The following is a 22,827-nucleotide window of genomic DNA, read 5'->3' on the forward strand; positions in this document are numbered from 1 at the left end:
CGATCTACCTTCTCGCGTCAAAATGTCCTCAGCGTCTTCGTGGTCGACTGGATTCTCCGCCACCGAGATGCCTTACAAGGCCTCCCGGCCGCCGGGATGTAGTCGCGTCTGTTGGGGAGCCACTAGGCGAATCCTGTAACGCCACGTTTCCCGAAGACTTGGCCTGTTCGACCAGACCCAGCACAGCTCGACTCCAACCACCGCGCCAAGCGACGCACCTGCGGGAAGTCTCATTCTGGTGTCTGCGATGTCGGATCAATCCAACCGAGTGCGTACTGCCGTCGTCGGCACATGTGGACGCCGTGAGGTTGGACCGCTTGATGGCGATCGCCGACGTCGAATGCGCGACGCCGCGAGCGTCGTTCGGGCGCTGGGCACCGGTGGGCGGGGTGCGCCGGTGAGCGCGGCGGAAGTCGGACTCGTCTTCGTTGTCGGTATGCCGCTGGCGGTCGTCGTCGCAATGATCCTCTGGCCGTCCGACTATGACGACCGGCGGACCGTCAGTGGTTGCGTCCTCGGTAGTCGAGGCAGGCACGGCCGTCGGTGGGTGGGGTAGTGGGTGTCATGGCTTCGGTGTAGGCGCGCAATCCTTCGGCGAGCTTGCCTGCCATGTTCTCCAGGTGTTCGGGGCGGAGGTGCTTCCCGAAGGCGGCGGCATCGAGCAGTTGCCTGCGTACGGCGTTGATCTGCGAGTAGGCGAACTGGGTGGGCTCGAGGTCCGGCATGCTCCGGCACCCTACCTCGAGTCGAACATATTTTCGATACACACGGCGTCTGGGGCGTCGGACTTTCTGGCCGGGCATAGCGCTCTCGAACCGGCGGGTTCCGCCTCGCATCTCCCGCCCCGCCCGACTAACGTCCGGCGAGCTCGGCGACGATCGGAGCGAACCTGTCGGCGAAGTCGGCGCCGAAGACGAAGTAGGAGAAGCCGATCTCCTCCCGTCGCCGCTGGATTTCCTCGGCGGCGGCCGCCGGATCATCCGGAAGCACGGTCACCGCGTCTGCCGCGCGAAGTGCCGCAGGGTCGGTGTCGGGGGGCGCCATGTGCGGCGCGACAGTGTCACCGATAACCGGCACGGCGAGCGCGAGCTCGACCTTCCCGTCGGTGCGGAAGTCGCGTGCCAGCCGCTCGACGTCGCCCCGCGGCTGGTCCCCCAGCGGGAAAGTGACCGTGTCGGCGACCTCGGCCGCCAGCGCCCGGGCCTTCGGACCGTAGACGGCCATCGCCACGGGCGTGTGACGGTCGGGGCCGTCGAGATCTCGCAGCCTCGTGACCGTCTCACGTACCTGTGCCAGCCGCTCGTTCGGCGGTGGTACGGCGGGCAGTCCCTTGTCGCGGAGCTCGTCCTCGATTCCCGGCCTGCCGGTGCCGATGCCCATCTCGAAGCGGCCGTCGGTCAGCAGCGACAGCGAGTGCGCTTCCCATGCCGTCAGCCAGGCCGGGCGTAGCGGAGAGGCGTACACCCACGTGCCCACGCGCAGGTCGGTCAGGGCCGCGACCGTGGCCAGCATGGGGCCGGGCGCCGGTTGCAGCTGCGGGAAGTCGGGCACCAGCAGCGTCGAGTAGCCGCTGTCGGCGATGCGGCGCACGCGATCTCGCCACGTCGGCAGGTCGGTTCTGAGCGGGGCAACCACCCCGAATCGAAACGGTCTCGTCATGTCCGGACTCCTGTCATTCGGTCTCTCCGAAGGAATCGACGACGGATCCATCCGAAATTCATCGGTGCAGCCGAGATCGTATGCACGCTCCTGCGAACGCCCTGCACTCGGCATTACCGAGCGGTCGTGAGTGACAGCCTTGTGACCAGGAAGATCCTGCCGGAAAGGTTGACGCAAGACGGCGGTACACGGGTGTCCGATCGGCCGAAATTCCCGCCGTGACCACGGCTAACACCGTGTCTGCGGACGTGTCAGGCCGGTATCAGGCCCGTGTCAGCCATCCTGGCGACAGTTGTCCACATGAACAGCACAGCGATCGCGGCTTCCGGGCTGCGGAAGGCATACGGGGACAGAACGATCCTCGATGGCATCGATTTGAATATCGGGGCAGGGACGATTTTCTCGCTGCTCGGTCCGAATGGGGCGGGTAAGACGACGACGGTGAACGTGCTGACCACGCTGCTGAAGGCCGATGGCGGCACGGCGCGGGTGGCCGGGCACGATATCGCGACCGAGCCCAAAGCGGTGCGCGCGGCGATCGGGGTCACCGGCCAGTTCGCGGCGGTGGACGATCTGCTGACGGGGGAGGAGAACCTCTGGCTGATGGCGGATCTGCATCATCTGCGGGCCGCCGAGGGCAAGCGGGTGGTCGCCGAATTGCTGGAACGGTTCGATCTGGTGGAATCGGCGCGAAAGCCGGCCTCGACCTATTCCGGGGGTATGCGCCGGAAATTGGACCTGGCGATGACGCTGGTCACCAAGCCGGCCATCGTTTTCCTGGACGAGCCGACGACCGGACTGGATCCGCGCAGCCGTCGCACCATGTGGGAAATCGTCCGGGAGTTGACGGCAGGCGGTGTCACGATCTTCCTCACCACCCAGTACCTCGAGGAAGCCGATCAGCTGGCCGACCGGATAGCGGTGCTCGACCAGGGCCGCATCGTCGGCGAAGGCACACCCGAGGAACTCAAGCGCCGCGTGCCCGGCAGCTACATCCGGCTCCGGTTCGCCGACGTCACGGCGCTCGACGCGGCGGCGCGGATCCTGCCCGGCGCCACCCGCGACGACGAGGCTCTGACCTTGCGGGTCCCGGGCGACGGCGGCACGAAATCACTGCGGGACCTGCTGGACCGGCTCGCCGAACACTCGATCGACGCCGACGAGGTCTCCGTCCACACCCCCGACCTCGACGACGTTTTCCTTTCCCTGACCGGTCACGCCACCACGGAGGCTGTCGCACAATGAGCACCATTTCCGCACCGCTGGCCGATTCGTCGATCATGTTGCGTCGCAACTTCAAGCACATCGCCCGGAGTCCGGTCACCATATTCAACGCGGCTTTCATGCCGGTCGTGATGATGCTGATCTTCGTGTACGTATTCGGCAACGCGTTCGATGTCGGCGAACAGTACATCAACTACGCGACACCGGGCATGATCCTGCTGGCCATCAGTTACGGGTTGTCGGGCACCGCGGTATCGGTGAGTTCCGATATGGCGAAGGGCATCATCAACCGTTTCAAGGTCATGGACGTCTCCCGCAGCGCCGTACTGACCGGCCATGTCGCGGCCACCATTCTGACCAATGTGGTAGCCATCGCGGCCGTGCTCGGGGTGGCATTCCTACTGGGCTTCCGGTCGTCGGCGACCGCACTCCACTGGCTCGGCGCGATCGGCATCATGGCGGCCACATCGTTCGCGGCCTCCTGGCTCACGGTCGCACTGGGCATGGCCGCGAAGACTCCGGAATCCGCGGGCATGACCGTGGTGCCGCTGATCATGCTGCCGTTCGTGAGCAGCGCGATCGTGCCCGCCGACCAGATGGGACAGGGTATCCGGCAATTCGCCCAGTATCAGCCCTTCACGCCGATCATCGAAGCCTTGCGCGGGTTTATCGGCGGCCATCCTTCCGGCGGATACACGGCGGCCGCGCTCGCCTGGTGCGCCGGGTTCGCCCTGGTCGGATTCCTGTGGTCGCGGGCCACGTTCAACAAGCGCGCGTAGTCGCCCGGCCGACCGCGCTGATCGGGGCGCGTCCCGCGATGCGCCGACAGCGGCGTCACCGGCCGGGTCCGCCACCCATTCCACACACCGAACAATTCCGAGGAGACAGCCATGCCCACGTTCGAGACACCGAAGCCGATCGTCGTCACCGTCGACGTGCTCTCCGGCAATGTCACTGTGATCGCCTCCGACCGTACCGACACCGTCGTCGAGGTCCGGCCGGCCGATGAGTCCAGAAAGGGTGACGTGCGCGCCGCCGAGCAGACCGAGGTCGCTTTCGCCGCAGGCACATTGACGGTGAAGACGCCGAAAGACTGGCGAACCTACACCCCGTTCGGCGGCAACCCGTCGATCGAGGTGACCATCGAGGTACCGACCGGCTCCCGGCTGAAGGGCACGGCCGCCGTGGGCCGATTGCGGGGCACCGGCGAACTCGGCGAGTGCGACCTGGAGATATCCGCCGGCGACATCACCGTCGAGCGCCCGGGCGGTTCGGTGACCGCGAAAACCGCCAAAGGTGACATCCGCATCGGCGAAGCCTCCCGCGGCGTGCTCCGGTTGGAGACATCCATGGGCGAGCTGGAGGTGGGTATCAGCCCGGGCAGCGCGGCGCGGCTGGAAGCCAACGCCCTCTCCGGTGCCGTGCAGAACTTGATGCGACCGGTCGACCGGCCGCAAGGCAAGGAGGACACCGTGCAGGTGTACGCACGTAACTCGCACGGCAACATCATCATTCGGCACGCCACCGCCGCCTAGCTCATCCAGCTCAGCAGCCCGGTCATCTCCACAGCCACCCGCCCCACGTCAGCGTGGTGAACACCGCACCCCGGTGCACGACTCCATGTCGGGTCGTGCACCGGGGTGCGGCCGTTTTCCGCCATGCTCAACCAGCGAGCGTGGTCGCGACCAGATCACTCCAATTCCCCTGCGCACCTTCCCTCGTCGCCTCGGTGAACCGTGCTTCTCCGAGGCGATGTCGTGCTGTCTGCTCGATCCGAGCCACGTCCGGTTGAGAACGATCGGGCAGTCCGCGTACCGCGGCACTCGCCGCGAGCAGTCGCACGGCCTGTTCGTCCTGGCCGTCGCGCAGCGCCAGATCCGCGACACCGACGAGGATTTGGGCGATGAGGGGCGCGTAGCCCGCCGCGGACGCCGCCTGGAAGGCCGCGGCGCGTTGTTCGCGGGCTTCGTCGAGACCGTCCGCGAGGTAACCGAGCAGGTCGTGTGTCACCGCCTTGACGTAAACCTGCTCCGCGTCGCTGCCCAGCATGGTTGTCGCCAGGTCGATCTCCCGGTGCGCCTGCGCGGTGTCGCCGTTCCAACGGGCCAGTTGCGCCTTCGCGAAGGCGAGTTCGGCCAGTGCGCTCTGCCAGGCTGACCGGTCGGCGTACCGCTGCCCCTCAGCGATGGCGGCCGCGCTCGCCTCCGCATCGCCCAGCAGCCAGTACAGCTGAGCCTGCCTGGCCCGCATCAGGAAAACGTCCTCGATCGCGCCGACCTCGGTGACCACCGCGATCGCCTGGTCGAGGTGTTCGCACGCGGCGGCGAACTCGCCGCGCATGGCGATTCGATTCGCCAGTTCGGTCAGCGCGAACGACATGCCCCAGCGCTCGCCGATGGCCCGGAACTCGGCGAGCGCCGTCTCGAGATACGTGTCCGCCTCCCGGCCCTCCTGGCCGAGCGCGATCCGCGCCTTGCCCAGTTGGAGCCGGGCCAGCGCCCGCACCCAGGGATCGTCGTCTGCGAGCAGCGGTTCGAACGCGGGCAGCAGCGCGTCGGGCCCCTGCAACATGCGTTCCATCGCGGCGACGAACCCCAGCAAGGGGTATCGGCTCTTGCTGCGGCGGCTGAATCGGTATGCCTGGTGGATCCATTCCTCCACTTGGTGCTCGTCGGTCGGTCCGGAGTTCATGAAATGCACGACCAGTCCGTACACCCTGGCGCGGATCTCGTCGTCCACCTCGCCGGGCAGTTCGGCGGCCGCGGTGATCAGCTCCATGCCTTCGGCCTTGTGCCCGCTGAGCCACCAGTACCAGCCCGTGGCCGCCGCGAGCCGCATCGCCTCGGCCGCGTCGCCCGCCGCGAGCGCGCCACGCATCGCGACGGCGATGTTGTCGTGCTCGGCTTCCAGCGTGGCGAGCCACTCCAACTGCTCGGCGCGGCGCAGGTGCGGCTCCGCGCTGTCGGCGAGTCCGGTGAAGTACGCGAGATGCGCCCGGCGCACCGCGTCCGATTCCCCCGCCTCCACGAGCCGGTCGAGGGCGTACTGCTTGATCGTGTCGAGCATTCGATAGCGCGGTCCGCCGTCCCCGGCGGTGAGCAGCGATTTCTCGGTCAGCGCGGTCAGCAGCTCGAGCATCTCCCATTGCTCGACCACCACGTTCTTCGCGCCCGCCTGCCCTTCGGGCCCGCCCTCCGTGCCCGCGCAAACCTGCTCGGCCGCTTCCAGGCTCGCGCCGCCGGAGAACACCGCGAGTCTGCGCAGGACCATCCGTTCGGCGTCGGTGAGCAGTTCCCAGCTCCAGTCGACCACCGCGCGCAGTGTCCGATGCTGCGGAAGCGCGGTACGGCTGCCGCCGGTCAGCAGGCGGAACCGATCGTCGAGGCGGGTGGCGAGCTGATCGAGGGACATGGTGCGCAGCCTGGCCGCGGCCAGTTCGATCGCCAGCGGTATTCCGTCGAGCGCCCGGCAGACGCGCGCCATGGTCGACAATGCGCGGGCATCGGCCGCGAGATCCTTGCGCACCGCACCGGCCCGGTCGCGCAACAGCTGAACGGCCGGGGAGGACTCGATCTCGTCCGGGCCCGCGTTCTCGGTGGGCAACGCCAGCGGCTCGACCTGCCATATCGCCTCACCCGTGATGCCGAGCGGTTCTCTGCTCGTCGCAAGGATCCGCAGCCGGTGACACTCGCCGAGCAGCCGGTGCGCGAACGCCGCCGCGGGCTCGATCACGTGCTCACAGTTGTCCAGGATCAACAGCGTTTCGCGCTCGCGGATCGCGGCGACGAGCCGGTCCATCGGCTCCGCGTTCGGTGCGCCGCCGAGCAGTGCGTCTCGCAGCCCGAGCGCGGCGAGCGCCGACTGCGACACGTCACCACTCGCGCCGACCGACGCCAGCTCCACCAGCCACGCCCCGTCCGGTAGGTCGTCGAGCATGGTCCGCGCGGTTTCCAGGGCCAGCCTGGTCTTGCCGGAACCGCCGGGCCCGGTCAACGTGGTGAGCCGATGGTCGGCGATGAGTTCGCGCACGACGGCGACGTCGGCGTATTTTCCGACGAACTTGGTCAACTCGGCCCGCAGGTTCGTCTTGCGGTCGGTTTCCCGCGCGCCCACTTCGCCGCGCAGCAGCGCGACGTGCAGTGCGGAGAGTTCCGGCGAGGGGTCCACGCCCAACTCGTCGGCGAGTGCCTCCCGGGCCTGCTGGTACACGACCAGTGCCTCGTTGCCGCGACCCGCGGCGCCGAGCGCGCGCATCAGCGCGGCGACGAGCCGTTCCCGCACCGGGTGCCGGGCCACCAGTTCGGTCAGTTCGGCCACCAGTTCCTGACCCCGGCCGAGGCGGATCTCCGCTTCGTACAGATCCTCCATGGCGGCCAGGCGCAGCCCCTCGAGCCGGGTGATCACCGCGTCGAAAGCTTCGCTGTCCTGGATACCGATGTCCTGCATCGGCGCACCCCGCCACAGGTCGACGGCCTCGCGCAGCAGTCCGGCCTGCCGCGCGTCCGCACCGCCGCGTGCCCGGTCGAGAAGCTGTTCGAATCGCACGGCGTCGACCGCGCCGGGTTCCACCGTAAGCCGGTAGCCGCCCGCCTGCGCGTCGAGCAACCCATCCGGCAGCACCCTGCGCAGCCGGGAGACCAGCGCCTGCAAGGCATTCGCGGCGTCGGAGGGTGGCTGTGCACCCCAGATCCAGTCGACCAGCGTTGTTTTGGCGACCACGCGACCGGGTTCGAGCGCGAGGGCGATCAACAGGGCCCGCAACCGAGCGCCCGGTACCTCGATCGATCCGCCGTCGTCTAGTCGGATCTCGAGCGGTCCAAGCATCCCGATTCGCACCGGCCCATTCTGCCGTGGACGATCGGCAGTCGGCGGGCCGCCCGTCCCTGGGGTGACAACCCGGGCCGATGGCATCGACCGTCGACGACCCGGACAAGTTTTCCCGACCGTCGAACACCGTGTCAGCGGACGTGTCAGGTCGGTGTCAGGGCGATATCAGCCGGGCCGCCGACAGTGTCCCTGTGAATAGTTCAGCGATTGCAGGTGGCGGCATGCGCTCCCTGCCCCTCACCCGGGGTTACCAGTGGAACTGAGGGTGGACCGCGAGCGCTGCATCAGCGCAGGCATGTGCGCACTGACCATCCCCGAAGTGTTCGACCAGGACACCGAGGACGGCCGGGTGGTGCTGCTGAACCGCACGCCCGTGCCCGACCAGGCATCTGCGGTCCGCGAGGCCGCACAGGTGTGCCCGTCCGGCGCGATCACCCTCGTCTCCGGCGACTAGTCCACAGCTCTGGCACAACACCCGCAACGAAGGAAACCTGATGACTCGAGCAGTTCCCATCCCGAACGGCCTCCCCATGGAGCGCGACGCCGGCCCCTTCGACCCGCCCCGCGAAATCACCCGGCTGCGCGAGACCCGACCGGTCTGCCCCTTGATCTTCCCGGACGGTCACGAGGGCTGGCTCGTCACCGGCTACGACGCGGTCCGCAGGCTCATGGCCGACACCCGGTTCAGCTCTCGCCAGGACATCGGCATTCTCCACGTGCCGTTCCCGACCCCGGGCATGCCCGCCGCTACCGAACCGTCCCCGCAGGTGCCGGGCTTGTTCGTCGCCATGGACCCGCCGGACCACACCCGGCTGCGGCGCAAGCTGACCGGCGCCTTCACCGTCAAACGCATGAAGCAGCTCGAAGAGCGCATCATCGAGATCACCGAACGGCAACTGGACGAGATGGCGCGGCTGACCCCGCCGGTCGACCTGGTCGAGGCGTTCGCGCTGCCGGTGCCCTCGCTGGTGATCTGCGAGCTGCTCGGCGTCCCCTACGCAGATCGGGAGACCTTCCAGGTCAACTCCGCCAAATTCCTGGTCAAGGAACAGCCGCTGGAAGAGAAGATGGCCGCCTACGGTGCGATGACCACGTACCTGGCCGGACTGGTCACCCGCAAACGCGCCGAACCCGGCGAGGACATACTGTCCGATCTGGCCCGCCACGACGACCTCACCATCGAGGAGCTGACCGGCGTCGCCTTCCTGCTGCTGCTCGCGGGCCACGAGACCACCGCCAACATGCTGGCCTTGGGCACCTTCGCGCTCCTGGAGCACCCAGAACAGCTGGCGCAACTGCGCGCCGACCCGGATCTGGTGCCCGGCGCCGTCGAGGAATTGCTGCGCTACCTGTCCGTCGCCGACATCTTCTACCGCTACGCCACAGACGACATCGAACTCGGCGGCGAGACGATCGGCAAGGGCTCGACCGTCGTCGTCTCGTTGCTGGCCGCCAACCACGATCCCCAGCGCTTCGACAACCCCGACACCCTGGACATCCACCGCACGGCCCGCGGGCATTTGTCCTTCGGCCACGGCATCCATCAATGCCTGGGCCAGCAATTGGCCCGCATCGAGATGCGCGCCGGTTTCGCCGGTCTGCTGCGCCGCTTCCCGTCCCTCGAGCTGGCCATCCCCGCCGGCGAAGTGAAACTCAGGACCGACATGAATATCTACGGCGTCCACGAACTGCCGGTCACCTGGACGGAAACGGCCCGGTAAACGGAAGAACCTCGGGGCGGGGATTCGGCGGATCCCGCCCCGATGGCCGGTCAGGACAGTCGCGCCTCGATGGTGTGCGCGGTGGCTTCGATGATGGTGCGGAGGCGGGATTCGGACAGGGCGGAGTCGGGGAAGAAGATTTGCCGGTTGACCAGTCCGTCGATCACGGTGACGCAGAGCTCGGCCGCCGTGGTGTCCACGGTGTGGCCGGCTTCGGCGCACCGGTCGCGGATCACTTGGACGAATGCGGCCCGTGCCGTCTCGAAGTGGCGGTGCAGTTCGGCGTCGACGCGGGCTTCGGCGAGCAGATGATGTCTCGCGAGCACCCGGTGCCGGGCGCGTGGCGCGGTCATCTCGAGGACGAAGTTCACCGCGATGCCGGACAGGCTCGCGGGGGATTCCGGGGTGTCGAAGTGGCGGGCGGCGACGGCCATGTCCTGGGCGAACAGTTCGTCGGAAGCCATGTGCAGCAGTCGTTGCCTGGTGGGCGCGTGGTAGTTGACCGAGCCGGACGGCAGTCGCGCCGCCGCGTCGACCGCGCGATGGGTGAGGCCGCGCGGACCGTGTTCACCGAGCACGCGCAGCGCGGCCTGGGCGATGACGGCGCGCCGCTGGGCCGAGTCCTGCCGCTGCCGCCTCGGTTGTGTCATGTCACGAAACCTACCCATCCCGGGCCGGGTCGCCGCGATCCCCACTAGTCTCAACACATGTTGAGATTATCGACCCGACGTCGCGCGCTGTCGATCGCGGCCGCTGCCGCGGGCGCGTTCGCTGTCGTGACGACCACCGCTTTCGCCCGCGCGGAGAACCGCCAGGACAACAGCCGTTATGCCGGGTACTCGGCCGGAGATCGGGCCGAGCCGTACGCGCGGTTCATGGCCGAGCGCACGGCTCCACCGCAGCCCGAGGTCACCGCAGCCTATGCGGCACCGGCAACCCCGAGCGAGCGGATCCCGGCCTTCTCGTCCTTGGTCGCCGATCTCGCGCCGACGGGATATTCGCCGATCGAAACCGGATACGGGCAAACCGATTCGGGGACGGTGTGGGTCGCGGTACGCACCGAGATGCCGCGTGTGACGGCGGCGATGTGGGATTGGTGGTTCGGCTGGCACATGGTCGAGTCCGCTCGGTACAAGCTGTGGCATCCGGACGCGCATCTGTACAGCGAGGTGGCCGTCGACCGGCTCGGCGCACCGATGGCAGACCGGGAACGCTATGTCGGCAACATCTCGTATGTCGACGAATACATCGGCCCGAAGCTGCAACAGCTCGCCATCGCATTCCATGATCCGGTCTCGTACGGCTTCACCGTTCCCGACGAGCACACGGTGATTCTCGGCCGCGTCGGCAGCGGCGTGGCTCCGGTGGATCTGGGCTGGTTGGCGCACCAGGTGCGGCCCATTCCCGGAGGCTGCGAAATGCGCAGCCGTTTCTACCTCAGGCTGTACGGGCCGCACGCACCCGATCCGCTGCACACCGCGCGTGCGATCCAGCGCGGCGCCGCAGCCGACGTGCGCGATCTTCTTCCCGGCCTGGATCTGGCTCGGGACCTGATGATGCACTGCGGCCAGGAAATGCACCACCTCGCACAGTTCCTGCCGGAGTTGTACCGCGAATTCGCGTGAGATTTCTCCTGGACGCGTCGGCGTCGGCACCTGCGGATCCCCCTTTGATACTCGCCGGTAACTGTTATAGCTCCCAATAGCTCGCAGGTAGCTGACTACTTATTTTCAACCCTGGGGAGCCTCTGACATCGGCATACTCGCTTAGCCGGTGATTGCGGGTCGAGAACGTATTGACGGATGCGAACCGCCCCGGGCAGAATCGGCCGAGTCGGAACAGGGGGTGGAGGAGTTATGCGCGTTAAAACGGATATACATTTCGACGTCGCTGTCGATCCCGCCCAGGTCTTCGATGCCCTCGCGGCCATCGAAATGCTCCCCGAATGGTCGGCGTATTCGGATGCGCGCGTGGCCACCCGCGGCGAATCCGGTCGGCCACAACGGGTTTACGTGACCGCCGATACTCTGTTCGGCAGGTCCGATCTGCAGGTGCTGGAATACGAGTGGACCGATGACCGGGTGTCGTGGCAGGTCGTGGACAGCTGTGTCGGCCTCGGCGGCGGCGGATGGTTCGAAGTGTCCGAGGACCGTGCGGGAGCGCAGGTCTGGTATCACACCGAGTTGCAGTCCTCCCTGCTGTTGCCGGGGCTCCTCCTCAAACGCAGCGTGCGCCGGGAGAGCGAAACCGTCGCGCGCAACTTCATCCAATTCGCGGAGGGGTTCGCCGCCCCTCCGCAATCGCGCGCGGTATAGCTGTCACGTAACGAACCGGTCCGGGCTCACCACTGGATGTCCGCGACCGAGGTCAACGGGGCTTCCACTTCCTCCGGCGCCAACTGGAGATCCGCGTCCCGCAGCGCTTGCGGGAAGTGGAAGCCGGCGCGCTGCTCGATCTCGTTCAACGGGACCTGGAAGACGCGGAACTCGTCGAGGTCGAGGGCCTCGAGCTGGTCGAGGCTCTGGCTCAACAGGAAGCCACGGGCCTTCAGTTCACCGTGTTCCTCGAACGCGATGACCTTCCAGAACTCGCGAGGAATCTTGACCTGCCGGAATTCGCGGTCGTCGGCGGTGAAGACCGGGCCGCCGAACGCGCTGACCTTGAGATCGTCGACGGTGGCGTCGGCGAAGACGGCGTCCTCGAGTCGCCCCCACACCCCGTCGCGCATGCTCTGATTGAAGTCGTCCATCTGCGGGGTGATGTTGGTGTAGAAGAACGAGTCCTTGTTCGCTTTCGCCGCTTCGGGCAGGCTGCCCCACAGCAGATCCGCGCGTCGCGCGAGATGGCCGCGATCGAGCCGGTTGTCGCGGTACAACTCGTTGCCGACCTGCGCGTCCGCGTCGAGTCGCGGATCCTTGACGAAGTCGATCTTCTTGCGCGAAAGCTTCTTGATCGAGGCGCCGTCGATGTTCCAGGCCACCCAGATGGCGAAGCGGCGTGAGCGGCGCATCGCGAGGGAGAAGTGCGTGTAGTGCAGGACGTCGGCGCCGTCGAGGGCGGTCGCCACGTCGGGGCGCAGCTGCGCGTCCACCTCGGGCAGCGGTATCGGCGACGCGAGGAACCGCGGATCGTATCCGGCGACCACCGCGACTTCCTCCGCAGGCGGCGGGGTCAAGCTGATGCCGAGCTTCTCGAACACCGATTGCGGCAGGCAGGCAAGCGCGTGCTCATCGGTGTCGGCGCCCGTCTCACCCGCGAAATGTAATCCGGCCAGTACGGTGCTGGTCTGGCCGTCGGCCGATTCGAACAGCCACGCCGACCCGGAGTCGCCACCGCTGCTGATCTCGCCGTCGGAGGCGGGATGGGCCGGATCCGGTCCGATTTCGAAGCCGCCGATGCTCTTCGGGCCGACCCCGTGGTAATCGATCCGGGCGATCACGTCGACGCGCCGCACGATGCCGTGGGTGACCGCGGTGGTCCGGCCGCTCTTGATCACCTTGTCGCCCAGCTCGGGTTCACCGAGACGGTCCGGAACGACGTCCAGTCCGGTGATCTCGGCGCTGAACCGCCGGTCCTCGATGGCGGCGACGGCGCAGTCGCCCGCCGTGCCGAGATGAGACCTGACGAGCTTGCCGAGCCGATTGCGGTCGATTCGATTGTCGTCGCGCGGGCCGGGCTGCACGACCACGTCGCCGAGTGCGCCCGCCGCGGTGTGCAGGACGTGCCAATTGCTCAGGACGTACGGCGTCCCGTCGTCTCGGTCGTAGACGACGCAACCGATCGTTCCGGCCGTGGTGGTGGGATGGCCGACGCTGATGCCGGGAACGATCGGATCCTGGCGCGTCTTGCGCTGCGGCGCCACCGCTTCGGTGACCAGCCGGAAGGCGGGCTCGAACGTGCGCTGCAGGACATCGGTGGGCACCTCGAACCCGTCGACGGTGACCGTCTCCGGAATCGTCGACGTGCCGAGCGCTTCGAGCTCCTCCGGCTCGGACACCTTCTCGTTCACCGTGAACTGCACCGCGATCTCGCCCGTCGGTTTTCCGCCGACTTGCTTGTAGCCGACGCCGATCGAGGAGATATTGGGGTCTTCGAGGAAGCTTTCCCCTTTGCTGCGGATGAATGTGCGCAGCGCGGTGAGCAGATCGTCGTTTTCGGCGTGGGACCGGTGGGAAGGTGAGTTCTTTTTCGCAGGCATCGGGGACTCCGTGTTCGAGGTGAGCGGGGTGACGACGTCGTCGTCGCACCGGCTGTTGCCATCGTCGGGTCACGGTGCCCACAGCACACGAGTAGCGAACTACCCGGAACGTCCGGTCGTAATGCTGGGTAAAAGTTTGTTCGGGTAACCGATACAGCGGAAATCGCTGTCGGCTTTACCGACGTTCGGCCAAAGCTGTCGCCGTGGCGGTCACCAGGGCGATCAACCGGGTTCGATCGATCTCGGGAAGCCTTCGGGTCAGTTCTTGCTCCAAATCCGCACGGAACTTCTCGCGCACCGCCGAGCCTTGGTCGGTCGGAACGGCGCGAGTCACGCGGCGGTCGCTGGGATCGGTTTGTCTGGCGAGCAATCCGCGCCGCTCGAGTCGGTCCACCATGCCGGTCACATTGGTCTTGTCACAACCGAGCATGGCGGCCAGTTCACCGAAGGACGGCGGCCGGTCGGCGCCCAGCAGACACAGCAATTCGGCTTGCTGACTCGTCAGCTCGAAACGCCGCGCGATCAGGCTGTAGAGAGTGCTCATCTCGCGGTGCAACTGCGCGAAGGCGGGCGCCAGCCCCGGGGCATCGGTCGGCATGTGAAAAGTCTAGGTCATGGACAGTTGACATCGCTGATCATTTAGTTGATGATATCGACTATCGCTATGATGGACTAATTGGAGGGTGCGATGTCGGTCGCGATCGTCACCGGAGGCTCGCGCGGCATCGGTCGCGCTATCGCGCGGCGTTTGGGCGCGCGGGGCGCATCGGTCGTCGTCAACTACCAGTCGAACCGGTCGGCCGCCGAGCACGTGGCGGCCGCGATCGAGAACTCCGGCGGGCAGGCGCTCACCGTGCGGGCCGATGTCGCGGACGCGGCAGGTCCGCGCCGATTGTTCGATGCCGCCGAGGAGCGTTTCGGCGGCGTGGACATCTTCGTGAACAACGCGGGCTCCGCGCGTTTCGGCGCGATAGCCGAGGCGACGGATGAGGACTTCGAGCTGATGTTCACCGTCAACACGAAAGCGACGTTCGTCGCCCTGCGCGAGGCCGCGAATCGGTTGCGGGACAACGGCCGCATCGTCGTCGTGTCATCCGGTACGACACTGACCCACCGGCCGGGCTCGGGCGTCTTCGGCGCCAGCAAGGCCGCCGTCGAGCAGTTGGTCCGTGTGTTGGCCAGAGAACTCGCCCCGCGCGGCGTCACAGCCAACAGTGTGCTGCCCGGGGCGGTGCGGACCGACGCGCTCGCGGCGGCGCGCGGGATCGGGTCGATGCAGCAGATCGTCCAGTCGATCCCGCTCGGCCGCCTCGGCGAACCCGACGATATCGCCGACGTGGTCGCCTTCCTGGCGTCGGACGCGGCCCGCTGGATCACCGGGGCGAGTGTGCCCGCCGGTGGGGGAGCGTTCTGATACCGCGGCCAAGCGTGCTGGGCGCCGTCGCACGGCGTCTCAGGATTGCCCGGCCGCCCGCCGTAGCTGATCCTCCGCTTCACCGGATGGCGTGCCGGCGGGGATTACCAGCAGCGTCGCCTCGGCGCCGTTCGTCCCGATCAGGTGCATGATGCCGGGCGGCTGACCGGTGTCGGGTCCGTGTACTTCGATGCCGTCCTGGCGGTCGATGCGGCGTTGGGTGATGCTGACGGCGTTCCATTCGAAGCTGACCCGTTCGGTGGGACCGAGCCGGGGAGTGAGGGCGCTGATCAGGTCGTGCAGCTCGGCGGTGAGGTTGTCCGTCCACGGCCACCAGCCGCCGTCGACCTGCTCGGGGCCGGTTCTGGATTCGCGCAGGAGCAGCCGCGGGGTGCGGGTGGGAGTCCGGAAGGGTTGCCGCCCGGGTTGCGGCGAGCCGGCGCCGGCGGTCATGTCGAAGTGGTTCGTGATCGGGCGGCGGGTATTGATCCTGGGCATGGTCTGTCCTCTGATCAGCCGGTGAGGCTCGCGGATTCGGGTGTGACGGCGGCCATCAGGGCCGTGTGGGCGATGTCCTCGTCGGTGTCCGACGGGATGACGCGCAGCACGATCAGGTCGTTGTCGCGGCCGAAGACGTACATCGTGTTCCATAGTTCGAAGGCATAGGAGTCGAGCCGGACGGTGTGACCACCGTGGATGGTGGTCTGCCGGGGCGCGGCCGCCCAGCACGTGGGGTCGTAGACGACGCGCCAGATGGGGCCGAGCCGCACGGTGAGAACTGCGAGCAGATCGGGCAGTTCCGCGGTGAGGTCACCGGAGCGGGGCCACCACGCGCCATCGATGTAATCGCCGCGGTCCGCTTTCGGCTTCAACCTCAGCCGGGGGGTGTAGTCGGGTGGAACGTCGTGCCGCGCGTAGGGCAACCGTTCGGATGTCGTGCTGGTAGCGATGCGGTGAAGTCGCATGTCGTGTCCTCTCGCGGGAGCGTCGCGTCGCCCGGCCGATGATGGCGCGACGGCTTCTGAATGCCGGGCGGTGCGGACGCTGGTCCGGCGGCTTCGTAGACGGCCGGGCGGTTCGACTCGGGCGCGTGCCGGGAAGCGGCCGCGTGTGCGGTGGTCGTGATCTCCGGGAGCGGATCGACGAAAGCGACCGGGCTCGAATGCCGTGTTCCTCCAGTACACGCCGAATATGTCCCAATGTCAACACTGTAGGTCTACACTTCACGGCAGCAGTGGGTTCCGAGCATGTTGGAGGCATCGAGATGGCCGAACCGGTTGATCGCACGGATGTGCGTCCGGAAGATCGCCGTTCCCGGCGTGCGACCGGCCCGGTCACGAGGGCAGTCGTGCTGACCGCGGCGCTCGAGATCATCGATCGCGACGGCGTCGAGGGGTTGTCGATGCGTCGGTTGGCCGAGGCGGTAGGGCGGGATCCGATGGTGATCTATCGGCACGTACCGAACAAGGCGGCCTTGCTCGACGGCGTGGCCGAACTCGTGTTCGCGCAGCTGTCGATCGATGCCACCGATCCGGATTGGGCGGCGCAACTGCGGGCGGTCGCCCAGGATTTCCGCCGGTTGGCGCTGGCGCATCCGCGGGTGGTGCCGTTGCTGGTGACCCGGCCGTTGGCCACGCCGTTGGGGTTGCGTCCGCCTGCGGTGATCCGCCCCCTGGAAGACATCCTTCAGTTGCTCACCCGTGCCGGATTCTCGGGCGCCGACGCGCTGCATGTCTACCGCGCGGTGTTCGGCTTCCTGTATGGGCACGTTCTCAACGAGCTGCAAGAGATCGTGGAACGTCCCGACGAGACCGACGAGGTGCTGCGACTCGGGCTGTACCGCCTCCCGCTGGCGGAGTTCCCACTGCTCCGCGAACTCGCGCCCGTCCTCGCCGCCTACGACGGCGAAGCCGAACTCGAACGCGGCATCGACATCCTGCTCGCCGGGTTGAGCGTCACACTGCTCCAGCCCGGCCGGAAGTGAGTTGTCAACGATGTACATCTACGTTGTAGACCCGAGTCGGTATAAACCGTAGACTGGTGACAACCGGTTCGCGCATCCGCTGTCGGCCGATCGAACGAGTCCGTCGCCGCGCAATCGGAAGAGGGAACCTTCGATGACCATCAAGAACAAAATCGCGCACCAGGTTCGGTCGGGCCGCTCGCATCTACGGATGCTGCTGGCCAAGACCGACGAAGACAGCCGTCGCAGGACGGACGTCGGAGGCAGACGTCCCGGCGGCACCATCGCACTGGCCGGGCGCAAGCTGAAGCAGGCGTTCACCCACTGACTCCGAACTCGACCGTCCGGAGATGGCGGCTCTCGTCGCGGCGAAGTGCTCCAGAGACGAGGTACTGACCGATGGCAATCACGCAGGTCGCGGCTTACGCGCATCTGAGCGAGACGGATATCGAAGCGATGGGGCGGGAGTTCGATGCGATTCGCCGGGACATCCTCGAACGACGCGGAGCCCGGGACGCCTCCTATATCCGCCGGACGATCGCGTTCCAGCGAATCCTGGACGCCGCGTCCCGGCTGGTGATCGCCGGTACTCGAACGAAAGGCGGCTGGCTGCTGGGGACGACGGCGCTGGCGGTGGCGAAGAGCATCGAGAACATGGAGATCGGCCACAACGTATGCCACGGCCAATGGGATTGGATGAACGACCCGGAAATTCATTCCACGACCTGGGAATGGGATATGGCCGGTGTGTCGTCCCAATGGCGCTATGCGCACAACTATCGCCATCACGTGTACACCAATGTGCTCGGCATGGACGACGACATCGGCTTCGGCGTGATGCGGGTGACCCGCGATCAGCGGTGGCGGCCGCGGCTGCTGTTGCAACCGTTGCAGAACCTGTTCCTGGCGATGACGTTCGAATGGGGCATCGCCCTGCACGACTTGGCCTCCGAGCGTGCCCGCGCGCCCGGGCCCGCGGAGGAGGCCGACCAGGGCAGAGCACTGATCCGGAAGATCGCGCGGCAGGCGGGCAAGGACTATGTGCTGTTTCCCGCGCTGAGCGGGCGGCGCTGGCGACGCACGCTCACCGCGAACACCACTGCCAATCTTCTGCGTAACCTCTGGGCATATGTGGTGATCTTCTGTGGTCATTTCCCGGACGGCGCGGAGAAATTCACCGCCGCCGTGGTGGAGCACGAGACGAAGGCCGAGTGGTATCTGCGGCAGATGCTCGGCAGCGCGAACTTCGAGGCCGGACCGGTCCTGGCGTTCATGAGCGGGAATCTGTGCCACCAGATCGAGCACCACCTGTTTCCGGACCTGCCCAGCAACCGGTACGCCGAGATAGCCGTGCGGGTGCGCGCGATATGCGACAAATACGATCTGCCCTATACCACCGGGCCGCTGATCCGGCAGTACCTGCTCACCCTGCGCACCATCCACAAGCTGGCCCTCCCGGACAGCTTGCTGACCGCCACCTCCGACGACGCCCCCGAGACCGCCTCGGAACGCAAGTTCGACGCCCGCGCTGCGACCGGAGCCGGCGCGACTCCCCGGCGCGGCCTGCGCACCGCGCTCCTGCTCACCGGCCGACTGCGCTCGTGAAGCGCCCGAGGTCCGCCGCGTGAGGACGCCTTGGTCGGAGCGTTCAGATCTCGATGTGCGCGCCCATGATGACGGTGCGTTCGCGCGGCAGGCCGAACTGCTCGGCGGCGTCGGCGGTGATGTAGGAGGTGGCGATGAACAGGCGTTTGCGCCACGCGGCCATCGTCGGCTCGGAGCCGGCGCGCAGCTCGATCTTCGACAGGAAGTAGGACGCCTGGTCCAGCTGCAAGGGCCCCTCGGTGACGGCGGGGTCGAGCAGCGCCAGCGCGCCGGGCACGTCCTGGGCCTCCATGTAGCCGAAGCGGGCCCGGGCGTGGATGATCCCGTCCTCGGTGTAGCCCAGGGAGTCGACGCTGATCCGCTGATCGGCCGGAACGCGGGGTACGGGCTCGGTCTCGATCGACATGATCACGACGTGCGCGTGGCGTACGTGGTTGTGTTCGGCGTTGGCCCGCATGGCCAGCGGCGCGGTTCGCTTGCCGCGGTTGAGGAAGACGGCCGTGCCGGGGACTTGGCGTATCGACGGGTCGTCGCCCGCGTGCAGGTGATCGATGAATTCGCGCAGCGACCCTTCCCGCCGTTCGCGTTCGGCGCTGACGATCTCGCGTCCGCGCTGCCAGGTGGTCATGACGGTGAACGCGGTCAGCGCGATCAGCAGCGGCAGCCACGCACCGTGCACGAGCTTGGTCAGATTCGCCGCGACGAACAGCAGGTCCACCGACACCAAGGGGACGGCGCCCACGGCGAGCAGCCACAGCGGGATGTTCCATCTGAGGCGGGCGATGTAGAAGAACAGCAGGGTGGTGATGGTGATCGTGCCGGTCACCGTCATGCCGTACGCGTAGGCCAGTGCCGCCGACCTGCGGAAGGCGAACACCAGGGTGAGTACCGAGACCAGCAGCAGCCAGTTGATCCACGGGACGTAGATCTGGCCGACGGTGGCCTCGGAGGTGTGCGCGATCCGCATCCGGGGCAGGTAGCCGAGCCGGGCGGCTTGCGAGGCCACCGAGTACGCGCCGGTGATCACCGCCTGGGAGGCGATCACCGTCGCCGCGGTGGCCAGCAGCACCAGCGGCAGCCGGCCCCATGTCGGCATGAGCAGGAAGAATGGGCTGCTGATGTGGCGGGAATCGCCGAGGATCAACGCGCCCTGGCCGAAATAGCTGAGAATGCACGCCGGGAACACCAGGATCAGCCAGGCCCGGGTGATCGAGCGGCGGCCGAAGTGGCCCATGTCGGCGAACAGTGCCTCGGCTCCGGTCACCACGAGGACGATCGCGGCCAAGGCGAAGAAGGCGGTGCCGAAATGGCCGAACAGGAAACCCAGCGCGTAGGTCGGTGACAGGGCTCGCAGGATCTGCGGATGAGCGGCGATACCCGCCACCCCGCAGGCGCCGATGGTCAGGAACCACACGATCATCACCGGTCCGAACACCCGGCCCACCGCCGAGGTGCCCCGGCGCTGCACCAGGAACAGCGTCACGATGATCACCGCGGTGATCGGCACGACGAACTCCCGCAGCGACGGCTCCACGACCTCGATTCCCTCGACGGCGGACAGCACGGAGATCGCCGGAGTGATCATGCTGTCGCCGAAGAACAGCGAAGCGCCGAAGATGCCGAGCGCCGCCAGCGCCGCGGTCTGGCGCCGCCCGTGTTGCGAGCCCCACCGCCGCAGCAGCGTGATCAGCGCCATGATGCCGCCCTCGCCGTCGTTGTCGGCGCGCAGGGCCAGCAGGATGTAGGTGACGGTGACGATGATGGTCACCGACCAGAAGATCAGCGAGACCACGCCGTACACGTTGTCCGTGGTGACGGGCACCGGATGCGGGTCGCGCGGGTTGAACACGGTCTGGAGGGTGTAGATCGGGCTGGTCCCGATGTCGCCGAATACCACGCCCAGCGCGGCGATCACCACGCTCAGCCGCGCGGTGTCGTGCGCGTTCGGCCCGGCGGACGCCGGGGATCGTGCCTCGTCGGATGTGGTCGTGTACTGCTGATCGGTCACGGGGATCCTCCTCGCGCGGGTTCCTCGGCCGCTTCCGGCGCTCGACTCAATACGACACGCGCGTCATGCGGATCTCGGAGATCGACATGCCCCGACGGCGGCGGAACAATCCGCGCAGGGTTCCGGCGTTGAGATAGCCCACCTTGGCGGCCACCGCGTCCACCGTGAGCGCTGTGGTGCGCAGCAGATGCACCGCCCGTTCGAGGCGGATGTCGTGCACGAACTCCGTGGGGGACATGCCGAGTTCGGCGTGCGTGGCCCGTTGCAGGCTGCGTTCGGTGACACCGATGGCGCGGGCGGCGTGGGCGATCCGGAAATTCTCGCCGAGATGTTCGCGGACCCAGCGTTCGAAGGCGGCGGTGACGGAATCGCCCCTGGCGATGACCTCGGGAACGATGAACTCGCGTTGCGGTCGGCCCGCGCCGACCGCGAGATAGCGCATCGCGCGCTCGGCCAGCGCCGGGCTCCTGGAGGCGATCAGCGACAGCGCCAGGTCCATGTGCGACAGCGCCGCGCCCGCGGTGGTGACGCCACGGCCGCGGCACAGCGTCCGGCCCTCGTCCAGTTCGACGCGCGGATAGCGGCGCCGGAAGCTGGGGCCGAGCCACCAGCTCGTGGTCGCGGCGGAACCGTCCAGCACGCCCGCCTCGGCCAGGAAGAACGTTCCGGTGCAGGCGGCGGCCAGATGAGCTCCCCGATCCCGTGCGGCGACGAGCCGGTCGAGCACGGGACGGCTGGCCGGTGCGGAGATGAGCTCGATCAGCGCCGCGGCCTCCAGCACGTTCACCGCGGGCACGATCATCAGCTCGAATTCGTCGCCGAGTTCGTCGAGCGGGATCGTCGGCACGGTGTTGCCGTTGCCGGACCGCACCGTGGCGCCGAACGACGCGCTGCGGATCCGCCACGGCTGCGGCGGGTCGGCGAGTTCGGTGCGCACGGCGTTGGCGGTGTTGAAGGTCTCGAGCAAGGCGGCGTATCCGAAATCGGCTACCCCGTCCACCACGAAGACGACGACGTCCATGTCGGAAACGGTACCGAAGATGTCGTTCACGACACTCCGTTCCGCGGAAGTTCTGTCCTACTCTCATCGCGAGACGGCCCGCCGCCCGCGGAGTCGTTCGAGCCCGCAGTACCTCGACGCTTGGGAGTTCGCGTGACCATGATCGAAACCACCGGGACGCACCACATCCGGTTGACAGTGACCGATATCGAGCGGTCCCGCGCTTTCTACCGAGATGTGCTCGGCTTCCCGATCGCCGCCGAATCGCCTGGCAGCCCGGACGATCCGGCGGTGCGCGCCGACCCGATGCGCCTGTTCGGCGGGGTGGTGTTCCAGGCCAACGGGATGTTGCTCGGCCTGCGCCCGGTGGCCGCCGCGACGGATCGATTCGATTCCGAGCGTGTGGGATTGGACCACCTCAGCTTCGCCGTCCCCGCGCGGGACGATCTGGTGGCCGCGGCCGCGCGCCTGTCCGAGGCAGGCATCGAACACGGTGAGATCAAGGAAATGGCCGATTTCGGCATCGCGATCCTCTCGTTCTCCGATCCCGACGGCATACATCTCGAACTCACTGCGCCACTGTGAGTTTGCATGCGCCCAGCGCGGGCATGCTCGATCCGGAATGAACGCTGTCCTGAAGAAGGCTTCGACGACCGGGCCGCGGCATCGGTGTGGTCGTGCCGAGGAGGTAGCCGATGCTGGTCCAGCGTGCGCGACCACGAAAGCTGTCCGAGAGTTCGGCGTTGCCGAGCCCGAGCGCTCTGCTGTGCGCGCTGGGCGGTCAGCACGTGCAGGGCCCGGTGAGCCGGTGGGCGCGCGAGCTGACCGAACTACACCGGCAGCGCCGTGAGCAAGCGCGAGACCTGGCCGAGCTGGAGCGGCGCCGTGCCGAGCTGGTCGACCGGATCGACACGTGGGCGACGTTGCAGCTGCCGTCCGCCGCGTCGGGTGTGCGGCTGCACGACGTCAGCCTGGGCGTGATGATCGACCGGATGGCCGCCGTGGCGGAAGAGGCGTTCCATCTGCTGATGAACGACGATCCGGGTGGCGAGCGCATGCACGCGGCATGGACCCGGCTGGCGGAATTGGAGATCGCCTACACCGATCTGGTGCGTGCGGTCGGTGACGGACGTCGTCGTCTTCCGCCGAAACGGGTAGGGCCGTTGCCGGTCCCCGGAACCGAATGATCCGGGCGGGAGTGATCGAGC

General features: G+C 67.4%; 23 protein-coding genes. 13 read left to right on the forward strand and 10 right to left on the reverse strand.

Annotation, left to right across the window (positions count from 1 at the left end; genetic code table 11):
• Positions 1–500: 500 nt before the first annotated feature.
• Both ACZ6DL_RS15895 and ACZ6DL_RS15900 read right to left on the reverse strand, forming a co-directional pair.
• On the reverse strand, positions 501–725 hold the full coding sequence (locus tag ACZ6DL_RS15895; RefSeq protein WP_040865689.1) for a DUF6374 family protein: 225 nt from the start codon (positions 723–725) through the stop codon (positions 501–503).
• 127 nt (positions 726–852) lie between these two features.
• Positions 853–1,659, reverse strand: coding sequence for an LLM class flavin-dependent oxidoreductase (locus tag ACZ6DL_RS15900; protein ID WP_466051693.1), 807 nt, complete (start codon positions 1,657–1,659; stop codon positions 853–855).
• A gap of 300 nt (positions 1,660–1,959) precedes the next feature.
• On the opposite strand from ACZ6DL_RS15900, the gene ACZ6DL_RS15905 reads away from it, so the two are divergent.
• From ACZ6DL_RS15905 to ACZ6DL_RS15915, 3 genes are all read left to right on the forward strand, one after another.
• Positions 1,960–2,904, forward strand: a complete 945-nt coding sequence (locus ACZ6DL_RS15905) for an ATP-binding cassette domain-containing protein (protein ID WP_466051695.1) — start codon at positions 1,960–1,962, stop codon at positions 2,902–2,904.
• Positions 2,901–3,662 carry an ABC transporter permease gene (locus ACZ6DL_RS15910; protein ID WP_466051696.1) on the forward strand — a complete coding sequence of 254 codons (762 nt, stop codon included), beginning with the start codon at positions 2,901–2,903 and terminating at the stop codon, positions 3,660–3,662. The genes ACZ6DL_RS15905 and ACZ6DL_RS15910 overlap by 4 nt, the downstream gene beginning before the upstream one ends.
• Positions 3,663–3,773: 111 nt before the next feature.
• The gene (locus tag ACZ6DL_RS15915; RefSeq protein WP_466051697.1) at positions 3,774–4,418 is read left to right on the forward strand and encodes a DUF4097 family beta strand repeat-containing protein; all 645 of its coding nucleotides are present in this window, start codon (positions 3,774–3,776) and stop codon (positions 4,416–4,418) included.
• Between the two features lie 127 nt (positions 4,419–4,545).
• Here ACZ6DL_RS15915 and ACZ6DL_RS15920 read toward each other — a convergent pair whose 3' ends face one another.
• Entirely contained in the window at positions 4,546–7,719 is a 3,174-nt protein-coding gene (locus ACZ6DL_RS15920) for a BTAD domain-containing putative transcriptional regulator (RefSeq protein ID WP_466051699.1), read from the reverse strand.
• 244 nt (positions 7,720–7,963) lie between these two features.
• On the opposite strand from ACZ6DL_RS15920, the gene ACZ6DL_RS15925 reads away from it, so the two are divergent.
• Entirely contained in the window at positions 7,964–8,164 is a 201-nt protein-coding gene (locus tag ACZ6DL_RS15925; RefSeq protein ID WP_466051701.1) for a ferredoxin, read from the forward strand.
• 40 nt (positions 8,165–8,204) lie between these two features.
• Positions 8,205–9,431 carry a cytochrome P450 gene (locus ACZ6DL_RS15930; RefSeq protein WP_466051702.1) on the forward strand — a complete coding sequence of 409 codons (1,227 nt, stop codon included), beginning with the start codon at positions 8,205–8,207 and terminating at the stop codon, positions 9,429–9,431.
• A gap of 50 nt (positions 9,432–9,481) precedes the next feature.
• Here ACZ6DL_RS15930 and ACZ6DL_RS15935 read toward each other — a convergent pair whose 3' ends face one another.
• Positions 9,482–10,081, reverse strand: coding sequence for a TetR/AcrR family transcriptional regulator (locus tag ACZ6DL_RS15935; protein ID WP_466051704.1), 600 nt, complete (start codon positions 10,079–10,081; stop codon positions 9,482–9,484).
• A 57-nt stretch (positions 10,082–10,138) separates the two neighbouring features.
• Between ACZ6DL_RS15935 and ACZ6DL_RS15940 the strand changes: the two genes are divergently transcribed.
• Complete coding sequence (locus ACZ6DL_RS15940; protein WP_466051705.1) at positions 10,139–11,056, forward strand: DAPG hydrolase family protein; 918 nt, start codon at positions 10,139–10,141, stop codon at positions 11,054–11,056.
• Between the two features lie 231 nt (positions 11,057–11,287).
• Entirely contained in the window at positions 11,288–11,746 is a 459-nt protein-coding gene (locus ACZ6DL_RS15945; protein WP_466051706.1) for an SRPBCC family protein, read from the forward strand.
• Between the two features lie 26 nt (positions 11,747–11,772).
• Here ACZ6DL_RS15945 and ACZ6DL_RS15950 read toward each other — a convergent pair whose 3' ends face one another.
• Both ACZ6DL_RS15950 and ACZ6DL_RS15955 read right to left on the reverse strand, forming a co-directional pair.
• Positions 11,773–13,629, reverse strand: coding sequence for a DNA/RNA non-specific endonuclease (locus ACZ6DL_RS15950; RefSeq protein ID WP_466051708.1), 1,857 nt, complete (start codon positions 13,627–13,629; stop codon positions 11,773–11,775).
• Positions 13,630–13,804: 175 nt separating this feature from the next.
• Positions 13,805–14,227, reverse strand: coding sequence for a MarR family winged helix-turn-helix transcriptional regulator (locus ACZ6DL_RS15955; RefSeq protein WP_466051710.1), 423 nt, complete (start codon positions 14,225–14,227; stop codon positions 13,805–13,807).
• A 90-nt stretch (positions 14,228–14,317) separates the two neighbouring features.
• Here ACZ6DL_RS15955 and ACZ6DL_RS15960 point away from each other — a divergent pair, with 90 nt between their 5' ends.
• Complete coding sequence (locus ACZ6DL_RS15960) at positions 14,318–15,043, forward strand: glucose 1-dehydrogenase (RefSeq protein WP_466051712.1); 726 nt, start codon at positions 14,318–14,320, stop codon at positions 15,041–15,043.
• 39 nt (positions 15,044–15,082) lie between these two features.
• On the opposite strand, the gene ACZ6DL_RS15965 is transcribed toward ACZ6DL_RS15960, so the two are convergent.
• Positions 15,083–15,541 (reverse strand): DUF5994 family protein, encoded by a 459-nt coding sequence (locus ACZ6DL_RS15965; protein ID WP_466051713.1) that lies wholly within the window; start codon positions 15,539–15,541, stop codon positions 15,083–15,085.
• A 14-nt stretch (positions 15,542–15,555) separates the two neighbouring features.
• Entirely contained in the window at positions 15,556–16,008 is a 453-nt protein-coding gene (locus tag ACZ6DL_RS15970) for a DUF5994 family protein (protein ID WP_063825263.1), read from the reverse strand.
• A 299-nt stretch (positions 16,009–16,307) separates the two neighbouring features.
• On the opposite strand from ACZ6DL_RS15970, the gene ACZ6DL_RS15975 reads away from it, so the two are divergent.
• From ACZ6DL_RS15975 to ACZ6DL_RS15985, 3 genes are all read left to right on the forward strand, one after another.
• Positions 16,308–17,027: a TetR/AcrR family transcriptional regulator C-terminal domain-containing protein gene (locus ACZ6DL_RS15975; protein ID WP_466051715.1), complete on the forward strand. Its 720-nt coding sequence runs from the start codon at positions 16,308–16,310 to the stop codon at positions 17,025–17,027.
• A 133-nt stretch (positions 17,028–17,160) separates the two neighbouring features.
• Positions 17,161–17,334 (forward strand): hypothetical protein, encoded by a 174-nt coding sequence (locus tag ACZ6DL_RS15980; protein WP_466051717.1) that lies wholly within the window; start codon positions 17,161–17,163, stop codon positions 17,332–17,334.
• A 71-nt stretch (positions 17,335–17,405) separates the two neighbouring features.
• A complete protein-coding gene (locus ACZ6DL_RS15985) occupies positions 17,406–18,611 on the forward strand; it encodes a fatty acid desaturase family protein (protein ID WP_466051719.1) in 1,206 nt (401 codons plus the stop codon).
• Positions 18,612–18,654: 43 nt separating this feature from the next.
• Here ACZ6DL_RS15985 and ACZ6DL_RS15990 read toward each other — a convergent pair whose 3' ends face one another.
• Together ACZ6DL_RS15990 and ACZ6DL_RS15995 are read right to left on the reverse strand one after the other, a co-directional pair.
• The gene (locus ACZ6DL_RS15990; RefSeq protein WP_466051996.1) at positions 18,655–20,529 is read right to left on the reverse strand and encodes a potassium transporter Kup; all 1,875 of its coding nucleotides are present in this window, start codon (positions 20,527–20,529) and stop codon (positions 18,655–18,657) included.
• 136 nt (positions 20,530–20,665) lie between these two features.
• Positions 20,666–21,670 carry a GlxA family transcriptional regulator gene (locus ACZ6DL_RS15995; RefSeq protein ID WP_466051721.1) on the reverse strand — a complete coding sequence of 335 codons (1,005 nt, stop codon included), beginning with the start codon at positions 21,668–21,670 and terminating at the stop codon, positions 20,666–20,668.
• Between the two features lie 108 nt (positions 21,671–21,778).
• On the opposite strand from ACZ6DL_RS15995, the gene ACZ6DL_RS16000 reads away from it, so the two are divergent.
• Both ACZ6DL_RS16000 and ACZ6DL_RS16005 read left to right on the forward strand, forming a co-directional pair.
• Complete coding sequence (locus ACZ6DL_RS16000) at positions 21,779–22,204, forward strand: VOC family protein (RefSeq protein WP_393239716.1); 426 nt, start codon at positions 21,779–21,781, stop codon at positions 22,202–22,204.
• Between the two features lie 110 nt (positions 22,205–22,314).
• Entirely contained in the window at positions 22,315–22,806 is a 492-nt protein-coding gene (locus ACZ6DL_RS16005; RefSeq protein ID WP_466051723.1) for a DUF4254 domain-containing protein, read from the forward strand.
• Positions 22,807–22,827: the final 21 nt, after the last annotated feature.

It is taken from the genome of Nocardia sp. NPDC041819 (genome assembly GCF_055590505.1).